Source organism: Agrobacterium sp. 22-223-1 (genome assembly GCF_053522385.1).
On record NZ_JBNWCN010000001.1, the window covers coordinates 1,062,964 to 1,083,452 of the forward strand.

Sequence of the window (20,489 nt, forward strand, 5' to 3'; positions counted from 1 at the left end):
GCACATTTGTGGAAATGTGCGGGCATGAAGCGCGGGCACTTTTGTTCAAGACGGTAACGGTCGATTGGTTTAAACTCGTTCCATGCACAATGTTTCGCAGGAACAGGCCATAGATGTCATGCCGATTGCGACGACGGAAACCACGCGTTTCTGGCGTGACAGGCGTTTTGGCGGCATGGAGTGCCTGAGCGCGACTTTTCTGACCCATGAATATTCGCCGCACGCGCATGATACCTTCTCGATCGGCGCGATCGAAAGCGGTTCGCAGATTTCCACCATTCAGGGCACCACCGAGCAGACGGGGCCGGGGCATCTTTATCTCATCAATCCGGATGAGGTTCACGATGGCGCACCGGGCGGCGGCGGTTATCGCTATCGGATGATCTATCCCGATATCGTCTTGTTGCGCGATATTATCGAGGATGTGACGGGCAGGGCCTTTCACGGCACGCCGTCCTTTCCAAGATTCCTGCCGCGCGATCCGCAGATGGCGGCGGCTTTCCAGATGGCGCATCGGCGGCTGGAGGAGAAATCCGGCGCTCTGGAGGCGGATGAGGGCATGTTCTCGGTTCTCGCCGCTCTGTTCGGCAGGCACGGCAGCGCCATTATCCTGCCCGTCGAAACACGCGAGAAAACGGCGGTTTATACCGCCCGCGATTATCTTTCCGACAATTACGAGACCGATATCGGCCTTGAGGAGCTGGCTTCCATCGCCGGTCTCAGCCGCGCGCACCTCATTCGCGCTTTCAGGAAAGAGTTTCACATCACCCCGCATGCCTATCTGACGGATGTGCGCATCCGCAGGGCGCGCCGGCTTCTGCGCGCTGGCGAGATGCCGGCCGAGGTGGCGGCAATGTGCGGTTTTGCCGACCAGGCGCATTTCACCCGGCATTTCAAGGCCCGCACCGGTGTCACACCGGGGCAGTTCCGGTTGGCCTGAGTTCAAAGCCCGCATTTCCGTTCGGAAATGCGACAAAAGAAAAAGCGACGCTTCAGCAGAAAACCGCCTGACGTCACTTTCGTTCAAGACCGAAGAATGTCGCAAGCGTAATCCCTCTCTTTCGAAAGGGAGAATGCGATGTCGATATCGGGAAAAGGCGCGGAATTCAGCGCTGGATTGCGGGCCGCCGCGCCATTGCTGGTCGCCATGGTGCCGATTGGCGTGGTGTTCGGCGCGGTCGCCATCGGCAAGGGCCTGTCACCGCTCGAAGCCTCGCTGATGTCGCTGCTGGTCTTTGCCGGCGGTTCGCAATTCGTGGCGATGGATTTATGGGCGCATCCGGCAAGCTGGAACGCACTCGGCTTTGCGGCGCTGCTGGTCAATCTGCGCCATGTGTTGATGAGCGCCTCCATAGCCGGCAAGCTGGATGATTTCAGGGGCTGGCGCAAATATGCCGCCATGCTGGTGCTGACGGATGAATCCTGGGCATTGTCGGAATTTCGTGTCATCGCCAGCCGGTTGACGGCGGCCTTCTTCACCGGTGCTGCGCTCTCGATCTATCTCGTCTGGAACCTTGCAACCCTTGCCGGCGCGCTGCTCGGTTCGGTGGTGGGGGACATGTCGGTCATCGGTCTGGATTTCGCTTTTCCCGCCGTCTTCATCGTGCTGCTCATGGGGTTCTGGAAGGGCAGGGAAACCGGTTTCGTGCTTCTGGCAAGCGCTGCCGCTGCCTGTCTTACCCACGCGCTGGTTCCCGGTGCCTGGTATATCGCCGCCGGCGCGCTGGCGGGTCTGGCCGTCGCCGCCTTCGGCCACGAGGAACAGGCGGAGCAGCCGGCATGACGCTCGACCCGAATACGCTGCTGACAATCCTTGCCATGATGGCGGCAACCGTCGCCACGCGCCTTGGCGGCCTGTTGCTGGTCACTCATTTTACGCTGACACCGCGCCTGAAAAAGGCGCTCGGTGTGGTCCCGCCTGCTGTCCTGATGGCCGTGGTGACGCCGACGGCGCTCGCCAGCGGACCGGCGGAAACCATCGCCTGCGCGATAACCGCCATCGCCGCGCTACGCCTCAGCCTTCTGCCGGCCGCAACGCTCGGTGTTGCCGCCGTGGCGCTGCTGCGCGGAATCGGATTGTGAGACAATCCGGTCAAACCGTTGAAAAGATTCCGCCCTTGGGAACAGAACGGGCGGGATAGGGCTGAGACCCGTTGCATGCGGAATATTGAATGTGAACGCAGAACGATAGTCCGGACTTGAGCAAGCGCTTGCAAGCCGTTATCCAATGCCTGCCGTATCTTTCAAGCAGCGCCGGGGCGGGAGAGAGTGATGACAGGCAATCGCGAAGTCGCATTCGGACCGCTTTCCCGAATCTATGCCGAAGACCTGAAGACGTCATGGCCGTCCATCACCTTTTTGCTGCTGACGATCCTGCTCGGGTCTGTTCTCGCCACCGCCGGGCCTTATGTGTTTTCCCGCCTGATCGACGATCTGCCGGATGCGCCGCTGCAATGGATGCTCGGTTTTTCCCTCTATGCGGGCCTGACGGCACTGGCGACGGGTATTCAGCGCTCCACGCAATATATGTCGGTCATCCATTCGGAGCGGCTGGAATATGTCGCGACGACACGCTTCTTCGAGCGCATCGTCCATAAAAAACCGTCCTTCTTCAACGATCACAACCCGGCGGAAATTCAGGCTGCGCAAACAAGGGGCGCTTCGGCCGCCTCGGCGATCATGCAGATCGGCCTTATTTATTTCGTGCCGGGCATCGCGACGTTCCTGTTCAGCACCCTGTTGCTGGGAACGGTCCTCAGTGCGGATCTGGTCGCCATCGTCGTCGTTTACGGCGCGGCCTTCATCGCGCTCACGCTCGCTTCGAACCGCCTGACCACGCCTTTTCTGGAAAAGGCCATCGAAGCCGGGCAGGAGAATGCCGGTTTTGTCGGAAACGCCATCGGCATGATCGAGCCTTTGCGGCACACGGGCAGCACGGCGTGGATGAAGCGTCGTTTTGCGGACAATGCGGGCTCGATCTATCGCAACTGGCGGCTTTATTCCCTGCGCCGGATCGGCTTCGTCTTCACCATCTCGCTCGCACTCGCCATGCAGATGGTTATCGGCTTTTATCTCCTGTTGCCGCGTTACGAGGCGGGAGCCCTGTCGATAGGCGATATCGTTCTCTTCAACACGCTTCTGCTTCAGCTCAACATGCCTTTTGAACTGATCGGGCAGTCGATCAGCGAGGCGGTTCGTTCCTTCGCCCATTTCGCGCCCTATGCCCGCATGTGGAATGCGCCGGAAGAGGAGGAACCGCCCCATGCCAACCCGCTGCGGCTATCGGGCAAAGCGATAGAATTCAACGATGTGGGTTTTCGCTACGAAAACGGTCGCGGCGTCGAGGGTGTTTCTTTCACTGCAACGCCGGGGCGTCTGACCTTCATTACCGGTGAGACCGGTTCCGGCAAGTCGACACTCTTCCGGCTTCTGCAGAAAACCATGGCGCCGCAATCGGGTCGTATCACCATCGATGGCACCGATCTGACCGCAATCGGCCGCGACGACTGGTTTGCCGTTGCCGGCATCGTTCCGCAGGAGGTGCAATTGCTGAACGATACGTTGCGCAGCAATGTCGTACTCGGGAGGGTGCTGGATGAGGAAAAACTGCGCCGCTCGGCCGAGCGCGCCGCGATACTCGACAGGATAGAGGCGATGCCGGAGGGTTTCGATACGATTGTCGGGGAAAGGGGGCTGAAGCTTTCCGGCGGCGAGCGCCAGCGGGTTGCGATTGCCCGTGCGCTTTACGGCGAACCCTCCATTCTGCTGCTCGACGAGGCAAGCTCGGCGCTGGACGAGGAGACGGAGCGGGAAATCATGGACCAGTTAAGACGGGTCGACAGCGATATCACTATCATCGCCATCACCCACCGCCAGAGCAGCATCCGCGCGGGCGATCAGGTCATTGCATTGCCGAGCGGTACAATCGATGAATCGGCTTCTGAGGTGTCAGTCCCAAGCCATTGAAAAGATTCCGCCCCATCCTGACGCAGGACGGAGCGTTTTTATCGATAGCCGGCGTGGCTGCGCCTCAGTGTTCTTCGTACTGGCTGAAGCTCGGATCGGCCAGATCCGTAAAGCGGGTGAATTCGGACTGGAAGGCGAGCTTCACCGTGCCGGTCGGTCCGTGACGCTGCTTGGCGATGATGACGTCGGCCGTGCCTTTCACCTTGTCGAACAGGGCTTCCCATTCAGCATATTTGGGATCGGAAATATCGCGCGGCTCCATGTTCTTGACGTAATATTCCTCGCGGAACACGAAAAGCACTACGTCCGCGTCCTGCTCGATGGAGCCGGATTCACGAAGGTCGGAAAGCTGCGGGCGTTTGTCTTCGCGGCTTTCCACCGCACGGGAGAGCTGTGACAGTGCGATGATCGGAACGTTGAGTTCCTTGCCGAGCGCTTTCAGACCCGTGGTGATCTGGGTGATTTCCTGCACGCGGTTTTCGCCGCTCTTGCCGGAGCCGGTCATAAGCTGAACGTAGTCGACTACCAGAACATCGAGGCCGCGCTGGCGCTTCAGGCGGCGGGCGCGGGCGGAAAGCTGGGCAATCGAGATACCACCGGTCTGGTCGATATATAGCGGCACCTTCTGCATCATCTGGGAGCAGGCGACGAGCTTTTCGAAATCGGCCTCGGTAATGTCACCGCGGCGGATTTTCGAGGAAGACACTTCCGTCTGCTCGGAAATGATACGGGTGGCGAGCTGTTCGGACGACATTTCGAGCGAGTAGAAGCCGACGACGCCGCCGTTCTTCGCCTTGTACGACCCGTCCGGCTGCACTTCCTGCTCATAGGATGCGGCGATATTGTAGGCGATGTTGGTCGCAAGCGAGGTCTTGCCCATACCTGGACGACCGGCAAGCACGATAAGGTCGGAACGCTGCAACCCGCCCATGCGGGCGTCGAGCGAATGAATGCCGGTGGAAATGCCGGAGAGATTGCCGTCGCGTTCGAAGGCGGCGCCGGCCATGTCGATCGCCAATGCCACGGCATCGTTGAAGGACTGGAAACCGCCATCGTAACGGCCGGTTTCCGCCAGCTCGAACAGGCGGCGTTCGGTGTCTTCGATCTGCGCCTGCGGCGGCATGTCGAGCGGCGCGTCATAGGCGATATTGACGACATCCTCGCCGATCTGGATCAGCGCGCGGCGCAGCGCCAGATCGTAGATCGCGCGGCCGTAATCTTCCGCGTTGATGATCGATACGGCTTCCGCTGCCAGACGTGCGAGATATTGCGCCACCGTCAGATCGCCGATCTTGTCGTCGGCGGGCAGGAAGGTCTTGATCGTCACCGGATTGGCGGTCTTGCCCATGCGGATGATATCGCCCGCCACCTCGAAAATCTTGCGGTGTAGCGGTTCGTAAAGATGCACGGGCTTCAGAAAGTCCGACACGCGGTAATAGGCGTCGTTATTGACGAGGATGGCGCCGAGCAGCGCCTGTTCGGCCTCGATGTTGTTCGGCGCTTCGCGGTAATGCGGTTCCGCCGGTTGCGCGGGGGTGATCTTTCTCACAGCGTCGTTCATGGTTTGCGCGATCTCCCTTTGCCTTTGTCCTTGAACCTCGGGTTTGGCTTCCTGGGGCATGGCAGTCAATGATAATGTTGCAACACTCTATGGCAGGCTGACGTCCGCTCTGCGAAGCTCGATCACTTCTTCAGTTGTCCCCAGCAATCCACAGGCGGGTTGGGGACAAGGCGCCGGATCCTTCCGGCAAGGTGATTCGCTGCCATGAGTTTATCGCATGGCAGACCCGGCGTGAAAGAAACTTGAAAATCGTCAGTCTTGCGAATAAATAGGCAGAAAATAAGTAGTGTGCTAATTATAAGGCTTGCTGACATGTCCCGCGAGACCGACAAGGAACAGCTTCTGGATGAAGTCTCCGCTTTCACCCGCAAACTGCGCGCGTTTTTCGATGCGCGGGTGGGGGAGAGCGGGCTGACGCTTGCGCGCGCGCGAGCGCTCTTTGCGCTCTCGCGTCGTGGACCGCTGACGCAGACGGAGCTTGCCGAGGAAATGGAAATCGAAACGCCGACGCTGGTGCGGGTGCTCGATGGCATGGAGAAACAGAACCTCATCGAGCGCCGTTCCGATGAGAACGACCGCCGCGCCAAACGCATCCACATGACGGCGGAAGGGGAGAAAACCTCCGAGACGGTGCAGGCGATGGCGAAGTCGCTACGCTCCGAGATTGCCGCCGATATTTCCTCGCAGGAACTGGCCATGGCGCTCGATGTCATGCGCCGGCTTTCGGCCAATCTGCAAAATCTGGCGGCGGGGAGGGTGCAGTCGTGAGTACCCCTGTGCCACAAACCGCAGATGAGGCCGCTGCCCGAAATGCCGAGGCGGTCTCCAAACGCGCCGACCTTCCGGAAGAGGCTGTGACGCCGATGAGTGCTTCGGACGCGGGTGAAACCGTGCCGGAGCCTGCCGCCGCCGCACCTCAGCCGGTCGAGCGGCCGCTATGGCTGCGGCTGTGTTTCATCTTCGCGGGCCTGTCGTTCTTCATTACCCAGGGCCTGGGCATGAACCTCGTCATGGCCAATATCTACCAGTTGCAGGGTGAGTTTTCCGCCACCGTGGCCGAGGTCGCCTGGCTCTCCGCCGCCTATATGGCGCCCTATGCCACCTTTTCCATCGCGCTCTTCAAGGTCCGGGCGCAATATGGCCTGCGGCCTTTCGCCGAAGTTTCGATTATCGTGTTTGTCGTCGCTTCCTGTCTCAACCTGTTCGTGACAGACCTGCATTCGGCAATCGTTATCCGTTTTGTCAGTGGCATGGCCGCCGCACCGATCTCGTCGCTCGGCTTTCTCTATATTCTGGAGGCCTTTCCGCCTGCGCGGAAATTCTCGCTCGGTTTCAGCATAGCGCTGACCGGCACGTTGCTGTCGGCGCCGCTCGCGCGCATCGTCTCGCCATCCCTGCTGGAAATCGACGGCTGGAATGCGCTCTATTCCATGGAAGTGGGATTCGCGCTGGTCGCTTTCGCCATGATCTATGTGCTGAAAGTCACCCCACCCCCGCGCGCGAAAGTTATCGAGCGCATGGATATTCTGAGCTATCTTCTGTTTGCGGGTGGTCTCGGCTGTCTGGCGGTCATGCTCACGCTCGGCCGGTTCTACTGGTGGTTCGAAACCTGGTGGCTGGGCGTCCTTCTGGCGACGTCGATCGCACTTCTGACCCTTATGGCTTTCATCGAATTGCCGCGCAAGAACCCGCTGCTCGACCTGCGCTGGATTTTCTCGAAAACCAACCTGCACATTATTGCGGTCCTGCTCGTCTACCGTGCGGTTTCCTCCGAGCAATCTTCAACGGCGGTCAGCTTTTACCAGCAACTCGGCCTGCTGAACGAACAGACAACGACACTTTATGCACTTGTGCTGTTGGCGACCGTTCTCGGCGGTGCGGCCTGTGCGTGGCTGATGCTCACGAAATACGTCGATACCGCCCACGTGATTGCGCTGGCGCTGATCGCCGCCGGTTCGTTCATGGATAGCCAGTCCAACAATCTGACGCGGCCGGGTGAGATGTATCTCAGCCAGATGATGATCGCCTTTGGCGCGGCCATGTTCCTGCCGCCCGTCATGGCCAAGGGTTTTGCCGCCGCACTGGCCCGGGGTGCGCCCTATCTGGTGAATTTCATCACCATCTTCCTGTTCACACAGATCACCGGATCGATGCTGATGACCGGCCTGCTCGGCAGTTTCGTGACGCTGCGGGAGAAATTCCACTCCAATATTCTGGTGGAAAATATTCTGCTCACCAATCCCGTGGTCGCCCAGCGCGTCTCGCAGCTTTCCGGCGCTTACAGCCATGTCATCACCGATCCGGCATTGCTGAAGGCCGAGGGGCTGTCGCTGCTTGGCCAGCAGGTCAGCAAGGAGGCCTATGTGCTTGCCTATAATGACACGTTCCTGCTGATCTCCGTCGTCTCTGCGCTGGCGCTGGCCACGCTTTTGATCCACCTTGCATGGCTGCGCATCCGTCCTTTCCTTTTCCGGGAAGAAATCGATGCCGCACCGGCACCACAGTCTTGAACATTCCAAGAGTGACAAAATGCTGAAGAAGTTTTTTACCCCCGTTTCCATTCTCGTGCTGCTCGGCGGTCTCGCCGGCGTGGCACTGGTGCTTTACGCCTGGCGGCTGCCGCCGTTCCTTTCCACCGTCGAAATGACCGACAACGCCTTCGTGCGTGGTTATGTTACGACGATGAGCCCGCAGGTGAGCGGCTATGTGGTGGACGTGCCGGTGAAGGACTATCAGGAGGTCAGCCAAGGCGCGCTGCTGGCGAAGATCGACGACCGCATCTACCGCCAGAAGCAGGCGCAGGCGGAAGCAACGCTCGATACGCAGAAGGCGGCGCTCGATAATTCCCGCCAGCAGGAAAATGCGGCCAATGCCAATATTCTTTCCAGCCAGGCGGCGGTCGACAGCGCGCAGGCCTCACTGAAACAGGCGCAGCTCGCATCCGACCGTCAGGATAACCTCATCAAGAGCGGTGCGGGAACCTCCAGCCTTCAGGAAGAGGCTCATGCCGCGCTCGAAAAGGCGCGGGCTTCGCTCTCGCAGGCCAAGGCGGCGCTTGAAGTTTCGCGGCAGGATCTGCAAACCATCATCGTCAACCGCAGCTCGCTGCAGGCGGCCGTCGCCAATGCTGAAGCGGCCGTCGAGCTTGCCCGGATCGACCTCGCCAATACCGAAATTCACGCGCCCGTGGATGGCAGGCTTGGCGAAGTCGGCGTTCGCACCGGCCAATATGTCACCGCCGGAACGCAACTGATGGCCGTCGTGCCGCATGATGTCTGGGTCATCGCCAATTTCAAGGAAACCCAGCTTGCGGGCATGCAGGTCGGCCAGCCGGTGACGATTGCCGTGGATGCGCTGCATCGCCGCAAGCTTACCGGCCATGTGGAACGGTTCTCGCCCGCCACCGGCTCGGAATTCGCCGTCATCAAGCCGGATAATGCGACGGGCAATTTCGTGAAGATCGCCCAGCGTCTCGGCGTGCGTATCGCCATCGATGCCGATCAACCGCTGGCGGCGGATCTGTCGCCCGGCATGTCGGTGGTGGTGCATGTGGATAAGAGCGTGGCGCCGGAGGGGGCGGAGACGGCGGAGAAGTAGTCGATAGGTCTCGTGCGTGTGGCTTACCCCCCTCTGCCCTGCCGGGCATCTCCCCCACAAGGAGGGAGATCAGCTAGATGCCTGCTCCTCGCCTAAGCTTCTACGTTAAAGATGGCCGGAAGGTCGCCACGATTCGATCTCCCCCCTTGTGGGGGAGATGCCCGGCAGGGCAGAGGGGGGTGCCCTCCACACTCCCACACGGCAACAAAAAACCCCGGATGTCGCCATCCGGGGTTTTCCTTTGACCGTTAAGCCAAATCTTATTCGTCGTCGCCGTCGCGATCGGCTTCCGGATCGAAGAAGTCTTCCGGACGCAGCGCGTCTTCGTCAACGCCGTAGATGGCGTCAGCGGAGGTGAGGCTTTCGCCCTTGGCCTGACGCTCGGCTTCTTCAGCCGAACGGGCAACGTTCAGCTCAACCTGCAGCTCGACTTCGGCATGCAGGTGAAGGGTAACGTTGTGCAGGCCGATGGTCTTGATCGGCGTGTTCAGTTCGACCTGGTTACGGCCGATGTTGAAGCCTTCTGCGCCGAGGATTTCAACGACGTCGCGAGCGGCGACAGAGCCGTAGAGCTGGCCGGTTTCGCCAGCCGAACGGACGACGATGAAGGACTTGCCTTCCAGAGCCTCGGCAACCTTCTGGGCTTCCGACTTGCGCTCGAGGTTACGGGCTTCGAGCGTTGCGCGCTCGGTTTCGAAACGTGCCTTGTTGGCAGCGTTGGCGCGCAGCGCCTTGCCCTGCGGCAGCAGGAAGTTACGGGCGTAGCCGTCGCGAACCTTTACGGTTTCGCCCATCTGGCCGAGCTTGTTGATGCGTTCGAGAAGAATGACGTCCATCTTCTTGATCCTTTCTATGGTTTGGTTTCGTTCGTATTGTCGGTTTTCCGCGTCGGAGTAAGAGAGATCGTGCTGCGCACGTCGCTCAGGCCGAACACGAGAATGATGAACAGCGGAAAGACAAAGACCGCCGAGAGATAAGCGAGGATAAGAACCGGCAGCCGCCAGTCCTTGCCGCGGGCGCGCTTGTGCAGCGAGGCGTAACCCGCCATCAGGAAGCCCGCGCCGAAGGTGCCGCAGATAACCGCGCCGACCATGGCCGCGACGCCGCCGAGGAACATGGCGACGATGCCGGCCAGAAAGATGAAGATGGCGTTGCGGTGCATGCGCAGCGCGGAAGCGATGTCCTCGCGCGGGCGAAGCCCCTTGCCGAAGGAGCCGACCAGCCGGGTCGCGAAATAATAGGCCGAAAACAGAAGGATGACCCACAGGCCTCCCTGAACGATCGGCAGCATCAGCACCAGCAGCGATTTCGTCTGGGCGAGCGCTTCGGCATTGGGTTCGAACAGCGGCTCACGGTTCTGCACCGAGGTCATCATGATATCGACCATGCGGGCGACCAGATCGGGACCGTAACCGATCATCCAGCCGAGAATGACGACGGCGATTGAGACCAGAATGCACAGGTGCAGGACGATGCCGGAGAGCGGATACCAGGCGAGCAGATCATCCGGGCCGCCGAGTTCGGAAGCCGGGCGCGCCAGATTGGCGAGATGCGAAAGCCAGCCCGCCGGGATCAGCGTGAAGATCGCGATGGTCAGCGCAAACAGCGGCGACATGACGAGAGCGCCGATGATGGCCGTGGTGATGATCGCGACGATGGCGGCGCGATTGCCCCAGCCCATGCCGGCGATCAGGATCGGCATGGCGGAACCGGCATAGAGCAGGAAGGAAAAGGACGACTGTGCCGTTGCGCCAAGCGTCAAAAACGCGGCGCATATGCCGGCGAGAACGCCGGTGATCAGCACTGTCTGGTTCAACTTTTGCACTTCGCTGTCCTGCTGAAACGAAAGCAGTTAGAGGATCGCTCCCTGGAGCCTCATCCCCAACATGGGTTTTATGGTATCGATCCGCGCCCAACGCGGAAGGATCTGAACTCGCAACCTACTGATTAAAAGTCAGTTGCTTCAAAGGAGAAAACGAGGCCGCGTCAAGACGCAGCCTCGCTTCAATTCATTACGCTACGACGTAGGGCAGCAGGCCGAGGAAGCGGGCGCGCTTGATCGCCTGGGCGAGTTCGCGCTGCTTCTTCTGGGAAACGGCCGTGATGCGGGACGGAACGATCTTGCCGCGCTCGGAAATGTAGCGCTGCAGCAGACGTACGTCCTTGTAGTCGATCTTCGGAGCGTTTGCGCCGGAGAAGGGGCACGTCTTGCGACGGCGGTGGAACGGGCGGCGTGCCTGGGAAGAGGATGCGTCAGCCATTGGTCAAAACTCCTTCTTATGCACGGTCTTCGCGCGGACGGCGCGGACGGTCTTCGCGGTCGCCGAAGCCACCTTCGCGCGGTGCGCGCGGGCCACGATCTTCACGCGGGCCACGGTCCGGACGGTCGCCATCGCGGCGCGGACGGTCGTCACGGTCGCGCTTCTGCATCATCGCGGACGGGCCTTCTTCGTGGGCTTCGACGGCGATGGTCATGTAGCGAAGAACGTCTTCGTTGATGCGCATCTGGCGCTCGACTTCATGGATGGCGGCCGCCGGAGCGTCGATGTCCATGAGAGCGTAGTGAGCCTTGCGGTTCTTCTTGATGCGGTAGGTGAGGGACTTCAGACCCCAGTTCTCGATGCGTCCGACTTTGCCGCCGAACGATTCGATAACGCCCTTGTACTGCTCGACAAGTGCGTCGACCTGCTGGGCAGAAATATCCTGCCGGGCAAGGAAGATGTGTTCGTAAAGAGCCATTTAAGCTTTGCCTTTCTTGCGTTTCGTCCTTCACCCGGCAACGGCGCTAAGCCTCAACGACTGCTCTTGGGTAAGGCGGTAAGGCCTTAAAGCAAGAAAAGCGTTGTTCGAGACGGTCGAGAGCGGAGACACGGGAGGCCGGAAAAACCTTATGGTTCCTGCTGTTCCGTTACCGGAACCAGCCCTCCGTTCAGCCACCAGCCAATTGGACCGGGTGTTGTGAACAGCGCGCTTATACGCAATTTTGCCCGGAATGCAAGGGCGAGCGGTGAAAAAGCGCGCTGTAGAGCCGTCAGATCGCCATCGGATATTGGCGATGGATTGCCGCAATCCCTTTTAGTACCTCTTCCGACAGCGTCACATCCGCAGCCGCAATATCCACCTTCAACTGTTCGATCGTCGTCGCGCCGATGATGGCCGAGGCCATGAAGGGACGCGTGAGGCAGAAGGCGATGGCGAGCTTTGCCGGATCGATTCCATGCTGTGCGGCAAGCTCCAGATAGGCCTTGACCGGCGCTTCCTGAAGCGGCTGCAGGCGGCCGCCGAGGTCTCTGTTGATGGTGCCGCGCGATCCCGCCGGGCGCGCGCCGTTCTGGTATTTGCCGGTCAGAAGGCCCGCTGCCAGCGGCGAATAGGCGAGCAGGCCGACATCCTCGTGATGGGCGACTTCCGCCATGTCGAGATCGAAGCTGCGGTAGAGCAGGTTATATTCGTTCTGGATCGTGGCGACGCGCGGCAGGCCGTTGGCCTCGGCGATGTCGATATATTTCTGCGTGCCCCAGGCGCTCTCGTTGGAAAGGCCGATGGCGCGGATCTTGCCGGCCTTCACCAGTTCGCCGAGCGTTTCGAGCTTTTCGGTGATTTCGGCGAGCGTGCGCTGCTTTTCCTGACCGGAGGCGTCGAAGCTCCAGACGCCGCGGAAATGATAGGTCCCGCGGTTCGGCCAATGAATCTGGTAGAGGTCGATGTAATCGGTCTTCAGGCGCTTGAGGCTGGTATCCACCGCCTCGCGGATGGCTGCGGCGTCGATATCGCGGCCGCCGCGAATATAATCGCGTCCCGAACCGGCAACCTTGGTGGCGAGCACGACCTGATCTCGCTTGCCGGTCTTTTCGAACCATGTGCCGATATAGTCTTCCGTTCGGCCCTGGGTCTCGGCGGAAACGGGGGTGGTGGGATAGAGTTCTGCCGTATCGAAGAAATTGACGCCGTTTTCGACGGCGTAATCCATCTGCGCATGCGCGTCGGCTTCGGTGTTCTGCGTGCCCCACGTCATCGTGCCGAGGCAGATTTCAGACACGGAAATATCCGTGCGGCCCAATAGTCTCTGTTTCATGGAAATGTCCCGGTGCTTGGCCAGATAGTTTGGAAGGTGGTGTGAAAGTAATGGGGAATTGCCGCAGTGCAAGAAAAAATATGATGAAAAGAAAGGGGAAAACAGGACGGCAAAACCCCTGACATGGGCCTGCCATGGGGCTTCAAGCCTTGACTTCGCTGGCGGGAATGTGAATGGAAGTCCGAAAGAATAAAGGCAAGGCCAGACAAGAAGGACGACATCCCATGGGTATTGCATTCACATTTCCCGGACAGGGAAGCCAGGCCGTCGGCATGGGCAAGGAGCTGGCGGATACCTATCCGGAAGCGCGCGCCGTGTTTCAGGAAGTCGACGAGGCGCTCGACCAGAAGCTTTCCGATATTATGTGGAACGGCCCGGAGGAGACGCTGACGCTGACCGCCAACGCCCAGCCGGCCCTCATGGCGGTGTCCATGGCGGTCATGCGGGTTCTCGAAGCGCGCGGTTTCAAACTGTCCGATACGGTTTCTTATGTCGCGGGCCACTCGCTCGGTGAATATTCGGCGCTCTGTGCCGCCGGCACCTTCTCGGTTGCCGATACCGCCCGTCTTCTGCGCATCCGCGGCAACGCCATGCAGGCCGCCGTGCCGGTGGGCGAGGGCGCCATGGCGGCGATCATCGGGCTCGAGCATGACGCCGTTTCGGCAATTTGCGAAGAGGCGGCCATTCTCGGCGTCTGCCAGATCGCCAACGACAATGGCGGCGGTCAGCTCGTCATCTCCGGCGGCAAGGCCGCCGTCGAAAAGGCTGCGGCAATCGCTTCCGAAAAGGGCGCCAAGCGCGCCATCATGCTGCCGGTTTCCGCCCCCTTCCACTCCGCGCTGATGGCGCCGGCGGCGGAAGCCATGCGCGAGGCGCTGGCGGCCGTCGAAAAGCACAACCCGGTCGTGCCGGTTATCGCCAATGTGCGCGCCGCCCCCGTTTCCGATGCCAATGAGATCGCCGCCCTGCTGGTCGAGCAGGTGACGGGTCAGGTGCGCTGGCGCGAGACGGTGGAATGGTTCGCCGCCAACAATGTCACGCAGCTGTATGAGATCGGCTCTGGCAAGGTGCTGACGGGCCTTGCCCGCCGCATCGACAAGACGGTGAACGGCGTTGCCGTCAACGGCGCTGCCGATATCGACCAGCTTCTTGCCACCCTCATCGGCTGAGACGGATACTCCGGCTGCCGCATTCATCGGGCGCAACTGCGCTGAACATTTTCAGTCCGAAGCTCTAAAGAAGGAATAGGACATGTTTGATCTGACAGGCCGCAAGGCTCTCGTAACCGGCGCGACCGGCGGCATCGGCGAAGAAATCGCCCGCCTTCTGCACAGCCAGGGCGCAACCGTCGGCCTGCACGGCACCCGCGTTGAAAAGCTCGAAGCGCTGGCGGCGGAACTTGGCGAACGCGTCAAGATTTTCCCGGCCAACCTTGCCGACCGTGCCGAAGTAAAGGCGCTCGGCGAAAAGGCCGAAGCCGAACTGGAAGGCGTCGATATCCTCGTCAACAATGCCGGCATCACCAAGGACGGCCTCTTCGTGCGCATGAGCGACGAGGACTGGGATAACGTCATCGAAGTGAACCTGACGGCAATGTTCCGCCTGACGCGCGAGCTGACGCATCCGATGATGCGCCGCCGTTTCGGCCGCATCATCAACATCACCTCCATCGTCGGCGTTACCGGCAATCCCGGTCAGGCGAACTACTGCGCCTCCAAGGCCGGCATGATCGGTTTTTCGAAGTCGCTGGCGCAGGAAATCGCCACCCGCAACGTCACCGTCAACTGCGTGGCGCCGGGCTTCATCGAAAGCGCCATGACCGGCAAGCTGAACGACAAGCAGAAAGACGCCATCATGGGCGCCATTCCCATGAAGCGCATGGGAACCGGTGCTGAGGTCGCCTCGGCCGTTCTTTACCTCGCCTCCAACGAGGCGGGCTACATGACCGGCCAGACCCTGCACGTCAACGGCGGCATGGCGATGATCTGACGGCGCCTGAGGCCGTCATGAAAAGGATTGCGGCGCTGTTTAAGCACCTTCTTGGGTAGCTGGCGCCGCAAGGCCCCGCCGACTGGTTTTCGGCGAAATTGCCTGTCATACGCTGTGCTTAGCGCGTTTTCAGGCTTTTCGACCGATTGAAACCATGTTAAGCGGGCCAAGACTGTGAACAGTCGTCCCGGAGAGACAGGAAGCCGTTGCGATTTTGCGTGACGATGTCTAGCTTGGACCGGGTTGAACGGGTTTGCCAGCAGTGCCGGATTTGAACGGCGCATGAGGGCTTCTAACAGGGCAGGGTGCCGCAAGGCATTCCCTTCAAAATAAAGGTCGAGGAAACCGACATGAGCGATATCGCAGAACGCGTAAAGAAAATTGTAATTGATCATCTTGGCGTTGACGCCGACAAGGTTGTCGAAGGCGCCAGCTTCATTGACGATCTGGGCGCTGATTCGCTCGACACCGTTGAACTGGTCATGGCTTTCGAAGAAGAATTCGGCGTTGAAATCCCCGACGACGCAGCTGACTCGATCCTGACCGTCGGCGACGCCGTAAAGTTCATCGAGAAGGCCCAGGCCTGATCGACCTTGATGGGGGAGGTGCAATATCCTCCCGTCCTTGGCCCGGCTCGTCCGGGCCAATGTTTTATAGGCAGACGGTAACATGCCCCTGACGGTGCGTGTTCCGGGCAATGCATGGGGTCACGGGCCGGAAACGGCGCCCACAACCGTCATGCTGAGATTTGAAATACTGCAGCATCCGATGAACATCTCCTGATGTCCGGCGTTGCATGAAGACCGATGATTTGGATAAGGGCGGAGCATTGGCGATGAGGCGTGTCGTTATCACCGGTACCGGCATGGTATCTCCTCTTGGATGTGGGACGGAAGTGACCTGGGAGCGGCTGCTGGCCGGCCAGAACGGCGCCCGTCTCGTGACTGAATTCGAAGTCGAAGACCTTCCGGCAAAGATCGCCTGCCGTATTCCCGTGGGCGATGGTTCCAACGGCACCTTCAATGCCGATGACTGGATGGAACCCAAGGAACAGCGCAAGATCGATCCTTTCATCCTGTACGGTATGGCTGCCGCCGACATGGCGCTTGCCGACGCGGACTGGCATCCGGAAACGGACGAGGACCAGATCGCCACCGGCGTTCTGATCGGCTCCGGCATCGGCGGCCTTGAGGGCATTGTCGAGGCGGGCTATACGCTGCGCGACAAGGGCCCGCGGCGCATTTCTCCGTTCTTCATTCCCGGCCGCCTGATCAACCTCGTATCCGGCCAGGTTTCCATCCGCCACAAGCTGCGCGGACCGAACCATGCCGTGGTGACGGCCTGCTCGACCGGCGCGCACGCCATTGGCGACGCTGCCCGTCTGATCGCGCTCGGCGATGCCGACGTCATGGTCGCCGGTGGCGCCGAATCGCCGGTCTGCCGCATCGCGCTTGCCGGTTTCGCCGCATGCAAGGCGCTCTCCACCCAGCATAACGACAATCCGGAAAAGGCCTCGCGCCCCTATGACCGTGACCGCGACGGTTTCGTCATGGGTGAAGGTGCGGGCATCGTCGTTCTGGAAGAGCTGGAACATGCCAAGGCGCGCGGTGCGAAGATTTATGCGGAAGTCGTCGGTTACGGCCTTTCGGGCGATGCCTATCACATCACCGCACCGTCCGAGGACGGTGAAGGCGCCTATCGCTGCATGTCGATGGCGCTGAAGCGTGCAGGTCTCACGCCTGACGATATCGACTACATCAACGCCCATGGCACCTCGACCATGGCCGATACGATCGAGCTTGGCGCGGTCGAGCGGCTTGTCGGGGAATCGGCCTCGAAGATTTCCATGTCTTCCACCAAGTCGGCCACCGGCCATCTTCTCGGTGCCGCGGGCGCTATCGAGGCGATCTTCGCGACGCTTGCGATCCGCGACAACATCGTTCCGCCGACGCTGAACCTCGACAATCCCGATGTGGAGACGAAGATCGATCTCGTGCCGCACAAGGCGCGCAAGCGGCGGGTCGACGTCGCGCTCTCGAACTCCTTCGGCTTCGGCGGCACCAACGCCTCCCTCGTGCTGCGTCGTTACGAAGCATAATTGCGGCGGCGGCTCTGCCGCCGCTGGCGCCCTCCCACCGGGTGCTGACAAAGGACGTTCTTTCCTTTGAAGAACGCATTGCGGCTTGCGAAAGCCATTCCGGTTTTCGCGCCGATATTGTAGTCGTTTATGGGAAGCGTTTGCCGGTTCGGGATGATTTCCGGCCGCAGGCTGCTTCCTCCATCGGCTTTGTCCGAAACGATGTTCGTGAAGCGGAATAGCAAGGCTTCACGATATCTCTATGTGGTGCAGGAAGACATTCCGAACCTGTTTTTGCCGCATTACCTGCGCAAAAAGCGCTGACAACGCCGAACTGAAAAGGACCGACGGTGAGCGACACGAACCAGAACAGCCAGGGACCATACGGACAAAACGGCGCGGGCGAAGGCAATCGCGGCCCGATCATTCCGAAATCCCCGACGGAAGCCCTGCGGCCGGAAAAAGTGCCGGCTCCGCCCAAGCGCTCCCGCAAGGCCCATGGCCAGCTTGTAATCTTTCTGAATTTTCTGATGACGCTTGCGGTTGCGGTCTGTGTGCTGGCCATTGCCGCTTTCTATTACATGATCGATGCGTTCCAGGAGCCCGGTCCGCTTCAGACGAACACACATTTCACGGTGCGCAACGGCGCCGGCATCATCGAGATCGCCAATAATCTCGAGCGTAACGAGGTCATCTCCAACGCCCGTGTCTTCCGCCTGATGACCGGCAGCTACCTGCAGAAGGACCAGACGCTGAAGGCCGGCGAATATGAGATCAAGGCCGGCGCATCGATGAAGGACATCATGATGCTGCTGGAGTCCGGCAAGTCGATCCTTTATTCCGTGTCGTTGCCGGAAGGCCTGACCGTGAAGCAGATGTTCGCGCGCCTTGGAGCGGATGAAGTGCTGGACGGCGAATTGCCCTCGGCCCTGCCGCCGGAAGGCAGCCTGCGCCCCGATACCTACCGCTTCACCCGCGGCACCAAGCGCGAAGAAATCATCAACCAGATGAGTGCGGCGCAGGACAAGCTGATCGACATGATCTGGGAACGGCGCGATCCGGACCTGCCGATCAAGACCATCGAGGAATTCGTGACGCTCGCCTCTATCGTCGAGAAGGAAACCGGCAAGGATGACGAGCGCGCCCATGTCGCTTCGGTGTTCTACAACCGCCTGAAGAAGGGCATGCGCCTGCAATCCGACCCGACGATCATCTACGGCCTGTTCGGTGGCGACGGCAAACCGTCGGACCGCCCGATCTACCAGTCGGACCTGCAGAAGCAGACGCCGTTCAACACCTATGTCATCAAGGGCCTGCCGCCGTCGCCCATCGCCAATCCGGGTCGGGCGGCGCTTGAGGCCGTGGCCAATCCATGGCGCACGGATGACCTTTATTTCGTTGCGGATGGCACCGGCGGCCATGTGTTTGCGAAGACGCTTGAAGAGCATAACGCCAATGTGCGCCGCTGGCGCAAGATAGAGGCCGAAAAGGCGGCCTCCGGCGCCAATCCCGATGTTGTCGTGGATGGTCAGCCGGGCGGGGCCGAGGCGGAAAAGCCGGCCAACAATTGATAATCCTGACCGGGCCCTGCGATCCGCACGGGCCCGGTTTTGCACAGCATGACGGGGGGCTTCCAGATATGACATTGCAATCGATGACCGGCTTCGCACGCAGCGAAGGAACCTCCGGCCGTTACCGCTGGGCTTGGGAATTGCGCTCGGTAAACGGCAAGGGGCTCGATGTGCGCCTGCGTCTGCCGACCGGTCTTGAAGCGCTGGAAACGGCCCTGCGCGAAATCGCAGGCGAGCATCTTTCCCGCGGCAATATCCAGGCGGGTCTGACGCTGGCGATTGCGGAAAACCGGCTGGAGGCGGTGATCAACCGCGATGCCCTGGCAGCGGTTCTGGCGCTGAAGAAGGAGCTTGGCGATGTCGTGGAAGACAAGCCGCTGAGCTTCGACACGCTGCTCACGCTGCGCGGGCTCGTCGATTTTCGCGAGGCGGAAGATGACGCGGAGGCGCAGGCCGCGCGCAACGGCGATGTGCTTGCCGGCTTCGCTGCCGCCGTCGAGAAGCTGAAGGATATGCGCGAGCGGGAAGGGGCGTCGCTGTTTGCCATCCTGTCCGGTCATGTCAACCGGATCGAGCAGCTCGCGGACATCATTGAAAACGATCCTTCCCGCCAGCCGGAACAGATCGCGGCACGGCTCGCCCAACAGATCGCCCTCATCGGCGACGGCTTGCATGGTCTCGACCGTGACCGGCTGCATGCCGAGGCGGCGCTGCTCGCCACCAAGGCGGATCTGCGCGAAGAGATCGACCGGCTGCACGCCCATGTTCAGGCGTCGCGGGAGCTTTTGGCCAATGGTGGGCCGGTAGGACGCAAGCTCGATTTTCTTGCACAGGAATTTAACCGCGAGTCGAATACAATCTGTTCCAAATCGAACGCCAGTGCGGTAACCGCAGCAGGCATAGAGCTGAAAGTGGTGATCGACCAGTTCCGCGAGCAGGTCCAAAATCTGGAGTAGACCCATGGCCCCGGTGAATAATTCTCCCGTCACGATTGCCCGCAGAGGGTTGATGCTGGTGATTTCTTCGCCATCCGGCGCGGGCAAATCCACGATTGCGCGCAACCTGCTCGACAAGGACAAGAATATCGGCCTGTCCGTCAGCGTCACGACGCGCCCGCGCCGCCAGAGCGAGATTGACGGCATCCACTACCATTTCATTTCCAAGCGGGACTTCGAGCGCCTGCGGGATAGCGATGCGCTGCTGGAATGGGCTGAAGTTCACGGCAATTTTTACGGCACGCCGCGCGGGCCGGTGGAAGATGCCATGGCTGCCGGCCGCGACATGCTGTTCGATATCGACTGGCAGGGCGCCGAGCAGCTTCAGGACAAGATGAAGGCGGACGTCGTTTCGATCTTCATCCTGCCGCCGACCATGACCGAACTTCAATCGCGCCTGCATCGCCGTGCCGAGGACACCGAAGAGGTCATCAAGACCCGGCTCCTCAATTCCCGCGCCGAAATCGAGCACTGGCGCGACTATGACTATGTCATCCTCAATGACGACCTGCAGGCCGCCTTCGAGGCCGTCGAAGCCATCGTGAAGGCCGAACGCGTCCGCCGCGACCGCCGCCACGGCATGTTCGATTTCGTGCGGGCGTTGCTCGAGGAAGAGCCGAAGCTCTGATGGAAGGTAGCGTATGGCTACCGGCCCCAA

General features: G+C 60.6%; 20 protein-coding genes. 14 read left to right on the forward strand and 6 right to left on the reverse strand.

Going from position 1 to position 20,489, the window contains the following annotated elements; translation table 11 throughout:
* Positions 1-82 precede the first annotated feature (82 nt).
* The 4 genes from ACQZ60_RS05290 to ACQZ60_RS05305 all read left to right on the forward strand — a co-directional run bounded on the left by ACQZ60_RS05290 (position 83) and on the right by ACQZ60_RS05305 (position 3,966).
* Positions 83-940 carry an AraC family transcriptional regulator gene (locus ACQZ60_RS05290; RefSeq protein ID WP_020810633.1) on the forward strand — a complete coding sequence of 286 codons (858 nt, stop codon included), beginning with the start codon at positions 83-85 and terminating at the stop codon, positions 938-940.
* 138 nt (positions 941-1,078) lie between these two features.
* Positions 1,079-1,783 carry an AzlC family ABC transporter permease gene (locus ACQZ60_RS05295; RefSeq protein WP_020810632.1) on the forward strand — a complete coding sequence of 235 codons (705 nt, stop codon included), beginning with the start codon at positions 1,079-1,081 and terminating at the stop codon, positions 1,781-1,783.
* Entirely contained in the window at positions 1,780-2,082 is a 303-nt protein-coding gene (locus tag ACQZ60_RS05300) for an AzlD family protein (protein WP_003520714.1), read from the forward strand. Before ACQZ60_RS05295 ends, ACQZ60_RS05300 begins: the two co-directional genes overlap by 4 nt.
* 189 nt (positions 2,083-2,271) lie before the next feature.
* Positions 2,272-3,966, forward strand: coding sequence for an ABC transporter ATP-binding protein (locus ACQZ60_RS05305; protein WP_448734869.1), 1,695 nt, complete (start codon positions 2,272-2,274; stop codon positions 3,964-3,966).
* A 64-nt stretch (positions 3,967-4,030) separates the two neighbouring features.
* On the opposite strand, the gene ACQZ60_RS05310 is transcribed toward ACQZ60_RS05305, so the two are convergent.
* Positions 4,031-5,527, reverse strand: coding sequence for a replicative DNA helicase (locus tag ACQZ60_RS05310; protein ID WP_003520716.1), 1,497 nt, complete (start codon positions 5,525-5,527; stop codon positions 4,031-4,033).
* 312 nt (positions 5,528-5,839) lie between these two features.
* Between ACQZ60_RS05310 and ACQZ60_RS05315 the strand changes: the two genes are divergently transcribed.
* The 3 genes from ACQZ60_RS05315 to ACQZ60_RS05325 are packed head-to-tail and all read left to right on the forward strand — an operon-like array spanning position 5,840 to position 9,124.
* Positions 5,840-6,295, forward strand: a complete 456-nt coding sequence (locus ACQZ60_RS05315) for a MarR family winged helix-turn-helix transcriptional regulator (protein ID WP_080852347.1) — start codon at positions 5,840-5,842, stop codon at positions 6,293-6,295.
* Complete coding sequence (locus ACQZ60_RS05320) at positions 6,292-8,037, forward strand: MFS transporter (RefSeq protein WP_448734870.1); 1,746 nt, start codon at positions 6,292-6,294, stop codon at positions 8,035-8,037. The genes ACQZ60_RS05315 and ACQZ60_RS05320 overlap by 4 nt, the downstream gene beginning before the upstream one ends.
* 19 nt (positions 8,038-8,056) lie before the next feature.
* Complete coding sequence (locus ACQZ60_RS05325; protein WP_142778987.1) at positions 8,057-9,124, forward strand: HlyD family secretion protein; 1,068 nt, start codon at positions 8,057-8,059, stop codon at positions 9,122-9,124.
* 260 nt (positions 9,125-9,384) lie between these two features.
* On the opposite strand, the gene rplI is transcribed toward ACQZ60_RS05325, so the two are convergent.
* From rplI to ACQZ60_RS05350, 5 genes are all read right to left on the reverse strand, one after another.
* Entirely contained in the window at positions 9,385-9,960 is a 576-nt protein-coding gene (rplI, locus tag ACQZ60_RS05330; protein ID WP_003520720.1) for a 50S ribosomal protein L9, read from the reverse strand.
* 14 nt (positions 9,961-9,974) lie between these two features.
* Positions 9,975-10,949 carry a DUF2232 domain-containing protein gene (locus ACQZ60_RS05335; protein WP_448734871.1) on the reverse strand — a complete coding sequence of 325 codons (975 nt, stop codon included), beginning with the start codon at positions 10,947-10,949 and terminating at the stop codon, positions 9,975-9,977.
* A gap of 187 nt (positions 10,950-11,136) precedes the next feature.
* The gene (gene rpsR / locus ACQZ60_RS05340) at positions 11,137-11,385 is read right to left on the reverse strand and encodes a 30S ribosomal protein S18 (protein WP_003502063.1); all 249 of its coding nucleotides are present in this window, start codon (positions 11,383-11,385) and stop codon (positions 11,137-11,139) included.
* Positions 11,386-11,401: 16 nt separating this feature from the next.
* The gene (gene rpsF, locus ACQZ60_RS05345) at positions 11,402-11,863 is read right to left on the reverse strand and encodes a 30S ribosomal protein S6 (RefSeq protein ID WP_003520723.1); all 462 of its coding nucleotides are present in this window, start codon (positions 11,861-11,863) and stop codon (positions 11,402-11,404) included.
* 292 nt (positions 11,864-12,155) lie between these two features.
* Positions 12,156-13,199: an aldo/keto reductase gene (locus ACQZ60_RS05350; protein WP_080817284.1), complete on the reverse strand. Its 1,044-nt coding sequence runs from the start codon at positions 13,197-13,199 to the stop codon at positions 12,156-12,158.
* Positions 13,200-13,423: 224 nt separating this feature from the next.
* Between ACQZ60_RS05350 and fabD the strand changes: the two genes are divergently transcribed.
* The 7 genes from fabD (at position 13,424) to gmk (ending at position 20,459) form a co-directional block, all read left to right on the forward strand.
* Entirely contained in the window at positions 13,424-14,368 is a 945-nt protein-coding gene (gene fabD / locus ACQZ60_RS05355) for an ACP S-malonyltransferase (protein ID WP_003520725.1), read from the forward strand.
* 82 nt (positions 14,369-14,450) lie between these two features.
* Entirely contained in the window at positions 14,451-15,188 is a 738-nt protein-coding gene (gene fabG, locus ACQZ60_RS05360; protein WP_003520726.1) for a 3-oxoacyl-[acyl-carrier-protein] reductase, read from the forward strand.
* A gap of 350 nt (positions 15,189-15,538) precedes the next feature.
* A complete protein-coding gene (locus ACQZ60_RS05365; protein WP_003502080.1) occupies positions 15,539-15,775 on the forward strand; it encodes an acyl carrier protein in 237 nt (78 codons plus the stop codon).
* Positions 15,776-16,023: 248 nt separating this feature from the next.
* On the forward strand, positions 16,024-17,286 hold the full coding sequence (gene fabF, locus ACQZ60_RS05370; protein ID WP_448734872.1) for a beta-ketoacyl-ACP synthase II: 1,263 nt from the start codon (positions 16,024-16,026) through the stop codon (positions 17,284-17,286).
* Positions 17,287-17,615: 329 nt separating this feature from the next.
* Positions 17,616-18,836: an endolytic transglycosylase MltG gene (gene mltG, locus ACQZ60_RS05375; RefSeq protein WP_448734873.1), complete on the forward strand. Its 1,221-nt coding sequence runs from the start codon at positions 17,616-17,618 to the stop codon at positions 18,834-18,836.
* A 68-nt stretch (positions 18,837-18,904) separates the two neighbouring features.
* Positions 18,905-19,792 carry a YicC/YloC family endoribonuclease gene (locus ACQZ60_RS05380; protein WP_031233981.1) on the forward strand — a complete coding sequence of 296 codons (888 nt, stop codon included), beginning with the start codon at positions 18,905-18,907 and terminating at the stop codon, positions 19,790-19,792.
* 4 nt (positions 19,793-19,796) lie between these two features.
* Positions 19,797-20,459, forward strand: a complete 663-nt coding sequence (gene gmk, locus ACQZ60_RS05385; RefSeq protein ID WP_448734874.1) for a guanylate kinase — start codon at positions 19,797-19,799, stop codon at positions 20,457-20,459.
* The last annotated feature ends 30 nt before the right edge of the window (positions 20,460-20,489 follow it).